We start from the raw sequence: 13,463 nt of genomic DNA on the forward strand, positions 1-13,463 counted from the left end.
TGACTAAAAAATTGGGCAAATGTTTCTGTACCTCATGGAAACTAGAAATGTACCTGAAAAGGAAAAATATTGTATCACCCCAAGGGCATAAATACTAATTTACAGCCTATTTATGCAAAAACCGTAAAAATTCTAGAGGTAATCCGTCAAAATCAGCGATAAATGCGACTTCTAAGATTTTATCGCCAATTTGCTGCTGTGTAGGTTCTAAAAGAATTTTCAGAGGTGGTAAATTTTCTATTGTCGCTAACCGTGTTTTTAAGCTTTCCAACCAAGTTGGTAAATCTGGTGTGATCTGAGTCACATCAAAAGCAAGATGATAATAGCCGACATAATGTTCATCATTAAAAGCATCTGGGGCTGGTTTGGGTTGAGGAATTTGGATGAGTTCAATTCTCCCGCCCAAACCTTCCATCCAGCAAGCTAGAGTATAACCGGTGGTGAAGCGATCGCCCACCGTAAACCCTATCTGCTCATAAAAAGCGATCGCTAGATGGATATTTGCCGTTCTAATGGAAGCATGGTGCATAATTTTGTCAGTTGTCAGTTGTCGGTTGTCGGTTGCTAGTTCTTTATTACCACAAACCACAAACCACTGTACGGGCGAAGCATTTGGAGAACTATTTTTGGCAATGACCGATAATTTATCTTCCAAATGCTTCGCCCCTACTGACCACTGACCACTGTACGGGCGAAGCATTTGGAGAACTATTTTTGGTAATGACCGATAATTTATCTTCCAAATGCTTCGCCCCTACTGACCACTGACCACTGTACGGGCGAAGCATTTGGAGAACTATTTTTGGTAATGACCGATAATTTATCTTCCAAATGCTTCGCCCCTACTGACCACTGACCACTGACTATTACTCAAACAACCGGAAATATGGGTAACGCACTGGTACACCAGGTTCTTTATCCAAATCAAAGTTAATCACTTCCCAGCAAGGTTCTGTGGCTGAATCAGGGCTAAACTCTACAGGTAAACCATATAACCGCGCCCCCGTAGCAACTTCCCCTTGTCCAGAACGCCAAGGTGTACTCCGTTCCAAATAGCCACTCATTAACTCCTGATAACGGTTAGCGACAATTATCCTCGTAGCCCGATAACCTTGAGTATAAAGCTTGTCTAAAGCTTCGTGAATTTCAAACCGAATCCCATCAGGATGAGTATGTTGACGATACCATTCACCATCCCATCTGCGCCAATGACGACCAGACTGTAAATGGACTAACTCCCCAGTTTTGGGTTCAGCTTCAAATGCGCCATGACGAGGACATAGATAAGTATCCGTCAATGTTAAAGCCGAAATAATTTGGCGACAGTGAGGACACTGTATTTCAGGGCCAAATATCGGGTACTGAAAGCCTGGATTTATCATGAAGTGCGTATAAACATAGTATTGTTTTTTGCCAGCACCAGTAGGTTTAAGATTACACTCCTGCTCCACTACTTTAGATAACTTGCTCACTGCTACATAAAAATGAAGATAGTGCCTGAGAACAAGTTTCACAACCGTCTGATGATAGAAGTCCAACGCTGTGATATTCTGGTTTGGCAACCAGCCCTAAAGGTTGGAGTTTCTCCAGTGTTCCTGGGTACCATATCCATATTCTATCGTGTCTATCTCTTGTGACTGGAAATCTGCTGAATTTTCTCAAGCTGCTTTTGTGGCAGCCAACGCTGTAATCATTGGTTCTGTAAGCATAGCAGCCAGAGCCAGCGTTTGGTATGGATCTGTGGTTAGAGGTGATGTAGAACGAATTGAAATTGGCGAATGTACAAATATCCAAGACGGCGCAATTCTCCATGGTGATCCAGGCGTACCCACAATCTTAGAAGATCATGTCACTGTCGGCCATCGCGCTGTGGTACATTCTGCTCACATTGAAAGTGGTAGTTTAATTGGTATTGGTGCTATTATCCTAAATGGTGTAAGGGTCGGTACAGGCAGCATTATCGGCGCAGGTGCAGTAGTCACTAAAAATGTCCCTCCCGGTTCTCTAGTCATGGGTGTTCCCGGTAAAGTAGTCCGTCAACTCTCAGACACAGAAATCACCGAACTCATAGAACACGCTGAAAAATACTATCAATTAGCCCTGCTTCATGCTGCTAATGGGTGATTGGTGATTGGTGATTGGTGATTGGTCATTGGTGATTGGTCATTGGTCATTGGTCATTGGAATAAACTTCTTACCTGCTCCCTGTAACCTGTCACCTGTCACCTTTTCCCTGACTTTTAATCAAACTTTACATAGAAGCTTGAAAAAATTCCCCACTTCAGATCACAATAAAAGTTGAGAACTGTTGATAAAACTTAAGATTTTTGAATTTAGAGAGGATTTCTCGATATGGACTTTGATAATCGTGTATTAATTGTTCTAGCACCTGTAGCGATCGCTGCTGGTTGGGCTGTTTTCAATATCGGTGCTGCTGCTCTTAGACAAGTCCAAAACTTTTTGAGCAGAGAAGCATAATTTTAGGTAATGGGTAATAGGTGATTGGTAATGGGTAATAGGGAACAGGGAAGTTATTTATCCAAAATACCAATCACTAATCACCATGAACGTAGATTCTTTACTCCGACCTTTTCAGCATTTTGGTGTGAATTTGGGGTTATCCCGGATTGTCGATTTATTGGCAAAGCTGGGAAATCCCCATCACCAAGTACCAATTATTCATGTCGCTGGGACTAACGGAAAAGGTTCTGTTTGTGCTTACCTGTCTGCGGTACTTACTGAGGCTGGTTATCAAACTGGACGCTACACCTCTCCCCACTTGATTGATTGGACAGAAAGAATCTGTGTTAACGAACAACCAATTGATAGTAATGAACTGTGTGAATTAATACTACAAGTTCAAGCAGCTATTAACCCAAAGGAAGAATCACCTACCCAATTTGAAGTAATTACCGCTGCGGCTTGGTTATATTTTGCCCAGAAACAAGTTGATATTGCCATCATTGAAGTAGGATTAGGAGGGCGTTTAGATGCCACCAATGTCTGTGATAATCCTTTGATAACAGTTATTACTTCTATTAGTCGAGAACATTGGCAACAACTTGGACCCACTTTAGCCCATATTGCCAAAGAAAAAGCGGGAATTATCAAACCAGGATGTCCTGTGGTTATGGGTTCATTGCCAGCCGATGCCGAGAAAGTCATGCAATCGCGTATTCTAGAATTACAATGCCCAATTTTTACCCCGCCACCATCTCGACAAATTAATCAAAATTGGGCAGAATATCAAAAAATAGAAAGTTCTGAATTTATAAAATATCCATTACCATTACAGGGACAAATTCAATTACATAATTCAGCTTTAGCATTAGCAGCTTTGGAAATATTGCAAAAACAAAATTGGCAAATTTCTGAACAAGCTATTATTCAAGGAATGGCTAAAACCAAGTGGCCAGGGAGAATGCAATGGATAACTTGGAAAAGTCATAAACTCCTCATTGACGGCGCACACAACCCAGCTTCAGCCACAGTTTTACGTAATTATGTAGATAGTCTCAACACCAAAAATATAACTTGGGTAATGGGAATGTTAACCACTAAAGATCATGGTGAGATTTTTCATGAACTTCTTAAACCAGGAGATAAATTATATTTAGTTCCCGTACCAGATAGTAATTCAGCAGATTTAGCAGAATTAGCTAAGTTAGCAACATCAATTTGTCCAAATTTAAATTTTTGTCACACCTATTCAGATGTGTTGTCAGCCTTAGATGCTGCTTTTATTGCTACAGATAATCAAGTTGTATTATGTGGTTCTTTGTATTTAATTGGTTATTTTTTGGCAAATGGAATTTAAAAAAAAGAAAGTAAGCGATGTTTTTGTCAGAATCAGGATGTCCAGGATTTGAGGATGTACCAGATTGTAATTTATGAATTTTTTGATTGATATTTTCTATCATTAAAAAATCCCTATTTCCAATAGTCTCATCAACAATAACATCCTGTAAATCCTTTAATCCTGGTTATCCTGATTCTGACAATTACCAATTACCGATTATCCCACTGCTGGGCAGCATCTTCCACAGCTTTATCTACAGTTTTTTGTCCTAACATTGCCGCTTGTAAATTTTCGTAAATTGATTTTTGCAAAACTTTAAAATCTTTGAGTTTGGGGGTTAATACCTCAGCCTGTTTTAATTGTGTCGCACTAATTACCCGCCCCTTTTCCGCTGTCGTAGCATTAGCGGGAACTTCCTTAAAGTAAGGATCCGACAAAGCCTTAATTGTCGAAGGTAGGACGTTAGCAGCTTTAGCAAAGGCTAATTGGTTTTCGTCATTCGTAACAAATAAAGCAAATTTAACAGCTTCATCAGGATATTTACTATCACGAGGAATCACGATATTCATGACAGCAACATTTTTCTTACCTGTATCACCCGTAATTTGTGGGGCAATTGCGGAAGCTTGGGCAACCTTGGGGGCATTATTAGCAATGGTTTTCAGAAACTCAGGCCCAGAAGCTAAAAAAGCCGTTTCTCCAGATTGGTATAAATCTATGGCATGACGATGCCCTTGGGTTAAAGATTCTTTCGGTAACAAACCTTTTTTATACAAATCTACCCAGTATTGAAAAGCAGCTTTTCCTTTATCCGTATTAAAACCAGCTTTACCTTCAGCATTAACTAGGGTGACACCCATTTGTACCAAGGATTCCAACACCTCACCAGAGTCTTGGGGAACAAAGGTAGCGAAGAAAGCATACTTACCAGTTTTATCTTTAATTTGTTGCGCTGCTTGCCCTAATTCTGCATAAGTGGCAGAAGGTTTCGTAATACCCGCTTGTTTTAGTAAATCGGTGTTATAAATAGTTAGTCGCGTGGTGAGATACCAAGGAATGCCAAAACTCTTACCATTGAGGCTACTTGCTTGCCAAATATTTGGCAAATAGGTGGAACGGACTTGACTGGGAATTTTGGCATCCAAATCTAACCAAGCATTTTTACCCGCAAGTTGGGAAGCAAAGTCGGGATTAAGGTTAACAACATCTGGTGGGGTTTTTGCGGAGACTGCTGTTAAAATCTTATTCTCCATTGCCGACCAAGGCACATCTACCCATTTAACTTTTATACTTGGGTTTTGTGATTCAAAAGTCGTAATTAGACTTTGAAAGTAGTTGGTAAATTGCGGTTGGAGTTGCATTGTCCAAAACTCAATCGTGACAACTCCAGTTTTAGCAGGTTTGGGATTATTGCCAACATTACCTATGCCGCAGCTAACCAGCCAACTAGTAAATAAGCCTAGTAATGCCCAACAAACCAGTTGTTTAAATTTTTGCAATCGAATCATCGTAGTAGGTGATAGTATTTTTAGAATTAATCTGGGTAAGAAAAAGGATAGTGAATTGTGGAGACTATAGGATATATCAATTTTGGTAATGGGTAATAGGTAATGGATAATAGGTAATAGGTAATGGTTAAAAATTCTTGCCTGACAACTGACAACTGTACGGGCGAAGCATTTGGAGAACTATTTTTGGCAATGACCGATAATTTATCTTCCAAATGCTGCGCCCCTACTGACAACTGACAACTGTACGGGCGAAGCATTTGGAGAACTATTTTTTGGCAATGACCGATAATTTATCTTCCAAATGCTTCGCCCCTACTGACAACTGACAACTGTACGGGCGAAGCATTTGGAGAACTATTTTTTGGCAATGACCGATAATTTATCTTCCAAATGCTTCGCACTGTACGGGCGAAGCATTTGGAGAACTATTTTTGGCAATGACCGATAATTTACCTTCCAAATGCTTCGCCCCTACTGACAACTAACCTTAATATTTTTCTTTGTAATCTAGCGGGTAAAACTATGGTTAAAGCCTTCACTAGTTTCTTTGGTAAATCCAGTAAAGGTATTGGTATTGAACTAGCGCCGGAACGGGTAAACGTAGTCCAACTACGTAAACACCGCCAAAACTTAAAAATCGAATCCTTGACAACAGTACCAGTACCAGAAGGTATATTTATTGATGGTCAAATTGCTGATTCTGTGGGAATGTCCGAAATTATTCAGCAAGCGATCGCTGAAAGCAAAACTAAAGCTACCCGTGTTGCTACTTGTATCCCAGGACGATACTCCATTGTTCGGTTGATTCCTGTCCCATCTGAATTAGATGACAAGGAGTTGCGGGACATGATACTCAACCATGAAGCAGCTTTATATTTACCCTATCCCAGAGAAGAAGCTGATGTTGATTATCAAAAACTTGGGTACTTTATGGACGAAGACGGCATTGAGAAGGTGCAGGTTTTGTTAGTTGCGACTCGTAAAGATATCACGCAAACCTATTTGAATACCTTTGAACAGGCAGGATTAACAGTTGATATCTTAGAAATTAACAGCTTTGCCCTGATTCGCACTGTTCGTGATCAACTGCGGCTATTTGGACCAGAAGAAGCAGCGGTCTTAGTTGATATTGAGTTTGATAGTACAGAAATAGCCATCATTATCAATGGTGTCCCAGAATTTTCTCGAACAGTACCGATTGGCACTTATCAACTCCAAACTGCATTGTCAAGGGCTATGAAGTTACCAGCATCACGGGATATGGATATGTTGGAGAGTATGACTATTCCCAATAGTGGGGTGACAGGTAGTAATCCAGGGATGGCTTCTATGTTGAGAGTTCTCGAAGAATTAGTTGATGAATTGCGTCGTTCCATTGATTTTTACCTCAATCAAAGTAAAAATCTGGAAGTCGCGCAGATTCTTTTAGCCGGTCCTGGAGGAGGATTACCACAAATTGATGAGTTTTTCACTCAAAGATTGAGTTTACCAACTACCCAAATAGATCCAATTACTTCTTTGTCTTTGGAGGTAGATGCTGAAAAATATCCTTTAATTAAACGTCCTGGGTTGGGTATTGTCCTGGGTTTAGGAATGCGAGGGTTGTAACAAAATGTATAGTCTAGATATTAACTTCCTTAAAGATCGGCCAGAATATCAAAGTAAAAGTGTTCAAAGACCATCTATTCAACTAGGGAATTTAATCCCAGTTTATATAGGAGTAGGAGTAGGTTTAGTATTCCCAGCTTTGGTATTTATTGGTTTATCAATCTTAGAAGGGAAAACCGCGGAAGTAACCCAAGAAATCGGAAAACTAGAGGAGGAAGGTAAGAGTTTAGAGAGCATAATAGTCAATCTTAATAAAATTAAGGCGGAAACAGCCGGCATTAATAGCCAAACGAAAGCTTTAGTAACGGTGTTTGATCAAATACGTCCTTGGTCAGCAATGTTACAGGATTTGCGCGATCGCATTCCTAGTAAAGTGCAAATCGAAACTATTAAGCAAATTGCCGCTCCTCTTCCTAGCAGAGAAGTTGTAGCTGCCACCCCCAGTAAAACCAATACTAATACCAATACCGCTGGATTCTTAGAAATTTCTGGTTTTGCTATTTCCTATGCCTTAGTCAACGATTTTGCCTTAAGTTTAGGACAATCTAAATTTTTAAATCCAGAAGAAACCAAAATTATCACAGCAGAATTAGTAGATGCACCAACCGTTACAGGTTTTCTTCCCCCAAAGGGTGGTAAATCTAATGAAAAAATTAAACCTATTCAAGTAGTTAAATACACCATTAAAACAGGCTTGAGTAGTGTGCCAGCATCTGATTTAATTCAAGAGTTAGAGAAAAAAGGCACAGTCGGACTAGTAGATAGACTTCGTAATATCAAAAAAGTAGGAGTCATTGCCCAATGACATTTAGTGATGATTTAAATTTTGCCAATCAAGATACAGATACTCAAGATTCTGGTCCTGTTGTTTTTGGTGTCACCTTAACACCAACTATTATTGGTGGTGTAGTCGCAGTTTTAGGTTTATTAGGTGCAAGTTATATGCTATTTAACATGGCAATGCCCGCTTGGGATAACTATCAAGAACTACAAACTAAACGTGAGCAACTACAAACAGAAGTTAATCAAAAGAAAATCCAAGCCCAACAAATCGGTAAAATAGAAGCAGATTTGGCTGAAGCTAAACAACAACAACAACAAGTTTTAGCTTTATTTGCAGATGAAAAAAGTTTAGATACCCTATTACTAGATACCAGTCGCTTGATAGATTCTAGCAATGGAAAAGCTTTTGGTAATGCCATTAGAGCCAAGATGAAAAGATTTGTTCCAGCTTCGGAAAAACCTGTTGTGGTAGATGATGGCAGTTTTGGGGTAGAAGTTAACAACAAACTTAAACGCAGTATTGTCAATGTAGAAATTGAGGGGAATTTTGAACAAACCCGATTAATTATGCGAAACATTGAACGATTACAACCTTTATTGTTAGTTAAAAACTATGACTCCAAATTGTCTCCACCAGAGATGTCAGACAATAAAGATAACCCTGTGCAAATTGGTATCGGTAAACTGACAACAACTTTTGCATTAGAGGCTTTAATGCCACTAACTTCTGAAGAAACGGCAGATTTAGCCGCTAAAACAGCAGCAGCTAAAGCACCGGAAAAATAATCAAATTTGAGGCAACAGGCAACAGGCAAAATAAAATATTCTCCCTATTCCCTATTCCCTGTTATACGTTACGATTTAGACTTTTATTTTATGTGAGGAATGAACTGTGAAACAGCTTCATAATAGTGTTTTCGGATCAAGTGTGGCAGCTTTTGTACTCTTAGCAGCCCAACCAGTGTTAGCAAAGATTACACAAATTACTGATGTTGAACTCAGTCCCATTGCTGGGGGAGTTAGTGTAATTTTAAAAACTGCGGCGGGAGATCGTCCCCAAGTATTTACCACTAAAAAGGACAAGTCCTTAGTTGCGGATGTAATTAATACCCAACTCCGTTTACCCAAGGGTAATAACTTCCTGCAAAAAAACCCCGCACCAGGAATTGCATCTATTGAAGTTAAACAATTAGACGCTAATAGCATTCGGGTAACAGTTACAGGTATTGATGATGCACCGAGCAATCAGCCCGTCATGGGAAAGGATAATAATATTACCCTGGGCTTTACCGCTACCACAAATTCAACAGCATCAACCGCCACTAAGCCTACAGAAAAGGTAGCAGTAACACCAGCTACTACCAAGCCTACGGAAAAGGTAGCAGTAACACCAGCTACCACATTTGAATATAAACCAGATGAACCAGGTAAACAGCCGGATGTTCTAGTTCCTAACCCCCAAGTTACAATTGACGGGAAAATTACCCAAACCCCAAATCCTGGTCAAGCTTATAAGCAAAGTCCTGTTTTTTTACCTAAGGCTGTCGCCCCACCTGTAGGAGATATTACTCAATCTAATATTGATACATCTCCTGTGGTGATTAATTTAGGTACAAAAGAACGAGTTCGTCGGTTGGTGTTGCGTGATGCACCTGTAAGAGAGGTTTTATCTTTATTAGCTCGTGCTGCTGGGCTGAATTTGGCTTATATAGGTGGGGAAGCAGAAAAACCGCAAGATGCTGAAAATGTAACTAAAACATCTCAGAAGATTTCCTTGGATATAGAAAATGAACCCGTACAAGATGTTTTTAATTACGTCCTGCGTTTGAGTGGTTTGGAAGCTAACCGCAGTGGACGGACAATTTTTGTTGGGACTCAATTACCTAATTCTAGTCGTAATCTTGTGATGCGTAATCTCCGACTAAATCAGGTAACGGTGGATGTGGCGTTAAATTTCTTAGTAGCTTTGGGTGCGGAAAGTGCTGTCAGTCGAGAACGACTAGTTACTAGTGTTAATGCTGTACCTGTGGGTGGTGCTGCTAACACCGCAGTTACTCAAGCTCAAACGACGACAGAAACAAAAATTGAGACTCAACGGATTACATATACAGATTCAACACCTATACTCAGAGGGTTACAAGCTTCAGGAGACGAGCGGACAAATTCTGTTACATTAATTGGTAGTCCTAAGATGGTTGAGATGGCAGTATCTCAATTAACACAGCTTGATATCCGTCGTCGTCAAGTGGTAGTGAATGTCAAAATTATTGATGTCAACCTGACAGGTACTCAAGGGTACAATACCAGTTTTTCTTTTGGGGTTGGTAACAACTTCTTTGTTAATGATGGTGGTGCTGCATCTTTAAATTTTGGTGGTTCTCGACCAGCTAATTCTAATGAAGTAAACAATACTGTGACTGAAACACCAGTTACAAATAATCCACTTCAGGCTGGAGATGTTGTGAACTCTGCTGCTGGTATTAATCGAGATCCCACAGTTGCAGGAAACAAAACGGGAGGTATACCAACTTTATACCAATTCCCTAGACGGCTTCTTACGAGTTTACAAGCTCAAGTTATCAGTGGTAACGCTAAGATTCTCACAGATCCTACCTTAATTGTTCAAGAAGGACAAAATGCAGTAGTTAACTTAACTACAGAGGTATATGCTGGATTAAAAATTTCATCACAAAGTACAGGAACTACATCATCAACCACATCATCCTCTGTCAGCGAACCTATCATCAAGAAAGCAGGTCTATCCCTGAATGTGAAGGTAGAAAGAATTGATGATAACGGTTTTGTATCTTTGTCCGTTGCCCCTACTGTATCTGCTCCGGGTGGTACAGCACCAGCCGGTGGTGATAATGGCACAATAACTCTTTTATCCGAAAGAAGCCTGGCATCCGGTGTATTGCGTTTGCGGGATAGTCAAACGCTTATTCTTTCCGGTATTATTCAAGACACAGATCGAACAAGTGTTTCTAAATTACCTATTTTGGGTGATATTCCCCTGCTGGGTGCGCTGTTTAGGAAAACAAACAAACAGAACGAACGTAGAGAGGTAATTATTTTACTGACACCGCAAATAATGGATGATTCCCAGAGTTCTGGCTATGGTTATAATTATACACCCAGTCCCACAGCGCGGGAAATGTTGGAACGTCGGGGGGTGAAGCTGCAACCGCGTTAGTTAGTTCTTAGAGGGTGTTTGAAAAGTTATGGTTGATGTATCAAATATTTTTTACCCCACCCTAACCCTCCCCTTGTAAAGGGGAGGGAACTGGATTTTTATTGTTTCCCCCCTTGTAAAGGGGGGACTAAGGGGGGTAGCAATGTGATGAAAATTACGGAATACCACTTTTCAAACATCCTCTTAGTTCTTGTTTTCCAAATACCCGATTTATGGGAGAAGTAAATAATGTAGAGACGTTACATGGAACGTCTCTACAACTAGAAAATATACTTTTGAGTTTAAGTCTAAAAAAGGAAATTTCAATTACTAATTAACTCCACACCATCTCGTCCATCACTATCCTGTAAATAAACTTTAACAATTTCCTCCTTAGCTGTGGGTAACTTTTTACCGATGAAATCTGGATGGATTGGTAACTCTCTATGACCTCTATCTACTAATATAGCTAAACGAATTACCTCTGGTCTACCATATTCATTCACGGCATTTAAAGCAGCCCGAATAGTTCTCCCTTTAAAAATGACATCATCTACAAGTACCACCGTTTTTCCGGTTAAATCAAAGGGAATATCCGTTTTTTCTGGAGTTCTCAAGCCGATTTTATCAAGATCATCACGATAAAATGTAATATCCAAAGAGCCTACAGAAACATTAACATCTTCCAGAATTTCTATTTGACGGGCTAATGAATAAGCTAATGGGACTCCTCTAGTATGAATACCCAGAAGTAACAATTGAGATAAATCTCGCGTTCTTTCCACAATCTGAGAAGCCATACGAGTTAATGTCCGACGCAGTTCTTCTGATGAGAGAATTTCAACTACTTTGGTAGACATAAGATAGGTAATTGGTGATTGGTAATTGGTGTCAACTTAAGCTACAGATGTCTTATTTTTTTCTCGTTCCCATACTCTGTATGGGAATGAATGCTAGAAGGCTCTGCCTTCAATCACACTGGAGGCAGAGCCTCTTTGATAGCATTCCCAGTCAGAGACTGGGAACGAGATAACTAACGAATTAAAAATATTGCTAGTCCTAACCATAGTAAAAACGCATATCGGGTTAATTGTAAAGCTTGATCAATGGAATCTGGGGTAATGGGATAAATAGCATCTCCTAAAAGTGGTTTCTCTTTAGCTACTCCACGATACCAATTTATTCCTCCCACTTGCACACCTAAAACCGCAGCATAAGCGCATTCACTCCAACCAGAATTGGGACTGGGATCTTTAATTGCGTCGCGGCGACAAATTCGCCAAACATTTAAGGGTTTTAAGGATAGTAATGATAAAGTGATCACTGTTAACCGACAGGGCAACCAAGTAAAACCATCTTCCCACCGCGCACTAAACCAACCAAGATAAGTATAAGGTAGTTCTTTATAACCGACCATTGAATCTAAAGTGCTACTAGCTTTATATGCTAAAGCCAAAGGGACAGCACCAATAACAGGGATAAATGCACCAACAATAGTATAAAAAAGAGGAGCCATTACGCCATCAGTGGCATTTTCTGTAACGGTTTCTAACACTGCTCTGAGAATTTCCGCTGGGGAAAGATTGGCTGTGTCTCTCCCGACGTAATTACTTAAAACCTGTCGCGCTGATTCTAATTCTCCATTTTTTAAAGGTTGGAGAACTTCCACTGCTGCATTTCGTAAACTTTTGAAAGCAAAACAACTAGCTAGAAGAATACTTTCTACAGCAATTCCTAACAATGGATGTACCCACTTGGCACTTTGAACTATTATCCAACCTACCAAGCCACTACCAGTAATTACAATCACACCTAGGAAAATTCCTGCAAGCCTCTGAGAAAGAGGATTTTGGCAATATTGCAGAGCTAATTTACTCAAGTGGGAAATTACCCATCCCATGACTCGCACCGGATGAGGCCAACCCCAAGGATCTCCGATTAAGTAATCTAACAATGCAGCCAAAACCAAAACAGTAGATGTCATTTTTTATTGATTGTTGATTATTTATTCTTCTTTCTTGCTTTTTCCTTTCTTCTGACTCGGTGACTAAACCACAAAATTGGCTTCTTCCCCTTGAGATGCTTGCCAACTGCGAGCATCATAATAAAGGTCTGCCAGGGTAATATTGTACAAGGCTTCTTTGAGCTTTTGGTTGAGTCTGTTCCAGAGACTGGATGTCACCCAATCTGCTGTTTGAGCGGGTGTGGGATTATTTAGAGGTAAGTTAGTGATATTTTCACCAACAGCCTCTAAAATTTGGCCAATAGATATTTGTGCCGGTTTTTTTGCTAATTTATATCCACCGACGCTACCACGAATTGAAGTTACTAAGCCGGCACGACGCATTTCTATGAGCAGCTTTTCTAGATAGGGAGCAGGAATATCTTGACGTTTAGCGATCGCTCTGACCGATTCAGGTCCATACTTGGGCTGTAAACTCAAATCTAGCAATGCTTTCACGCTGTAATGTCCTCTCGTAGTTAGTTTCATATAGCAGTTATGATTAATTTGATTTCCCCAATCGTTCTGCCCTCATCCCTCTTAATCTGCCTATCTTTAATAATTTAAAGAATCAAAACCGGATTCCTC

At 40.0% G+C, this 13,463-nt stretch carries 15 protein-coding genes; 7 read left to right on the plus strand and 8 right to left on the minus strand.

What is annotated here, in order from left to right; all coding sequences use genetic code 11:
• Positions 1-106 precede the first annotated feature (106 nt).
• From ANA_RS07740 to ANA_RS07745, 3 genes are all read right to left on the minus strand, one after another.
• A complete protein-coding gene (locus ANA_RS07740; RefSeq protein WP_041458305.1) occupies positions 107-529 on the minus strand; it encodes a VOC family protein in 423 nt (140 codons plus the stop codon).
• Positions 530-644: 115 nt separating this feature from the next.
• On the minus strand, positions 645-788 hold the full coding sequence (locus tag ANA_RS27460) for a hypothetical protein (RefSeq protein ID WP_235082058.1): 144 nt from the start codon (positions 786-788) through the stop codon (positions 645-647).
• A gap of 78 nt (positions 789-866) precedes the next feature.
• Positions 867-1,382: a TIGR02652 family protein gene (locus ANA_RS07745; RefSeq protein ID WP_041457824.1), complete on the minus strand. Its 516-nt coding sequence runs from the start codon at positions 1,380-1,382 to the stop codon at positions 867-869.
• 238 nt (positions 1,383-1,620) lie between these two features.
• On the opposite strand from ANA_RS07745, the gene ANA_RS07750 reads away from it, so the two are divergent.
• From ANA_RS07750 to ANA_RS07760, 3 genes are all read left to right on the plus strand, one after another.
• Entirely contained in the window at positions 1,621-2,124 is a 504-nt protein-coding gene (locus tag ANA_RS07750; RefSeq protein ID WP_041457827.1) for a gamma carbonic anhydrase family protein, read from the plus strand.
• A 228-nt stretch (positions 2,125-2,352) separates the two neighbouring features.
• Positions 2,353-2,478: a photosystem II protein Y gene (locus ANA_RS07755; protein ID WP_015079507.1), complete on the plus strand. Its 126-nt coding sequence runs from the start codon at positions 2,353-2,355 to the stop codon at positions 2,476-2,478.
• An 85-nt stretch (positions 2,479-2,563) separates the two neighbouring features.
• On the plus strand, positions 2,564-3,817 hold the full coding sequence (locus ANA_RS07760; protein WP_041457829.1) for a bifunctional folylpolyglutamate synthase/dihydrofolate synthase: 1,254 nt from the start codon (positions 2,564-2,566) through the stop codon (positions 3,815-3,817).
• Between the two features lie 191 nt (positions 3,818-4,008).
• Here ANA_RS07760 and ANA_RS07765 read toward each other — a convergent pair whose 3' ends face one another.
• Positions 4,009-5,307 carry an ABC transporter substrate-binding protein gene (locus tag ANA_RS07765; protein WP_015079509.1) on the minus strand — a complete coding sequence of 433 codons (1,299 nt, stop codon included), beginning with the start codon at positions 5,305-5,307 and terminating at the stop codon, positions 4,009-4,011.
• 26 nt (positions 5,308-5,333) lie between these two features.
• Complete coding sequence (locus ANA_RS27465) at positions 5,334-5,567, minus strand: hypothetical protein (RefSeq protein ID WP_235081979.1); 234 nt, start codon at positions 5,565-5,567, stop codon at positions 5,334-5,336.
• 265 nt (positions 5,568-5,832) lie between these two features.
• Here ANA_RS27465 and pilM point away from each other — a divergent pair, with 265 nt between their 5' ends.
• From pilM to ANA_RS07785, 4 genes are all read left to right on the plus strand, one after another.
• Positions 5,833-6,918, plus strand: coding sequence for a type IV pilus assembly protein PilM (pilM, locus tag ANA_RS07770; protein ID WP_015079511.1), 1,086 nt, complete (start codon positions 5,833-5,835; stop codon positions 6,916-6,918).
• 4 nt (positions 6,919-6,922) lie between these two features.
• Entirely contained in the window at positions 6,923-7,723 is an 801-nt protein-coding gene (locus ANA_RS07775; RefSeq protein WP_015079512.1) for a PilN domain-containing protein, read from the plus strand.
• Positions 7,720-8,487: a hypothetical protein gene (locus ANA_RS07780; RefSeq protein WP_015079513.1), complete on the plus strand. Its 768-nt coding sequence runs from the start codon at positions 7,720-7,722 to the stop codon at positions 8,485-8,487. The genes ANA_RS07775 and ANA_RS07780 overlap by 4 nt, the downstream gene beginning before the upstream one ends.
• 106 nt (positions 8,488-8,593) lie before the next feature.
• The gene (locus tag ANA_RS07785) at positions 8,594-10,894 is read left to right on the plus strand and encodes a type IV pilus secretin family protein (RefSeq protein ID WP_015079514.1); all 2,301 of its coding nucleotides are present in this window, start codon (positions 8,594-8,596) and stop codon (positions 10,892-10,894) included.
• 302 nt (positions 10,895-11,196) lie between these two features.
• Here ANA_RS07785 and pyrR read toward each other — a convergent pair whose 3' ends face one another.
• The 3 genes from pyrR to ANA_RS07800 form a co-directional block, all read right to left on the minus strand.
• On the minus strand, positions 11,197-11,733 hold the full coding sequence (gene pyrR / locus ANA_RS07790; RefSeq protein ID WP_015079515.1) for a bifunctional pyr operon transcriptional regulator/uracil phosphoribosyltransferase PyrR: 537 nt from the start codon (positions 11,731-11,733) through the stop codon (positions 11,197-11,199).
• Positions 11,734-11,906: 173 nt separating this feature from the next.
• Positions 11,907-12,857: an adenosylcobinamide-phosphate synthase CbiB gene (gene cbiB / locus ANA_RS07795; protein ID WP_015079516.1), complete on the minus strand. Its 951-nt coding sequence runs from the start codon at positions 12,855-12,857 to the stop codon at positions 11,907-11,909.
• A 63-nt stretch (positions 12,858-12,920) separates the two neighbouring features.
• Positions 12,921-13,364 (minus strand): Rrf2 family transcriptional regulator, encoded by a 444-nt coding sequence (locus ANA_RS07800; protein ID WP_015079517.1) that lies wholly within the window; start codon positions 13,362-13,364, stop codon positions 12,921-12,923.
• Positions 13,365-13,463: the final 99 nt, after the last annotated feature.

Origin of the sequence: Anabaena sp. 90, from assembly GCF_000312705.1 — a bacterium.
Lineage (GTDB): Bacteria > Cyanobacteriota > Cyanobacteriia > Cyanobacteriales > Nostocaceae > Dolichospermum > Dolichospermum lemmermannii.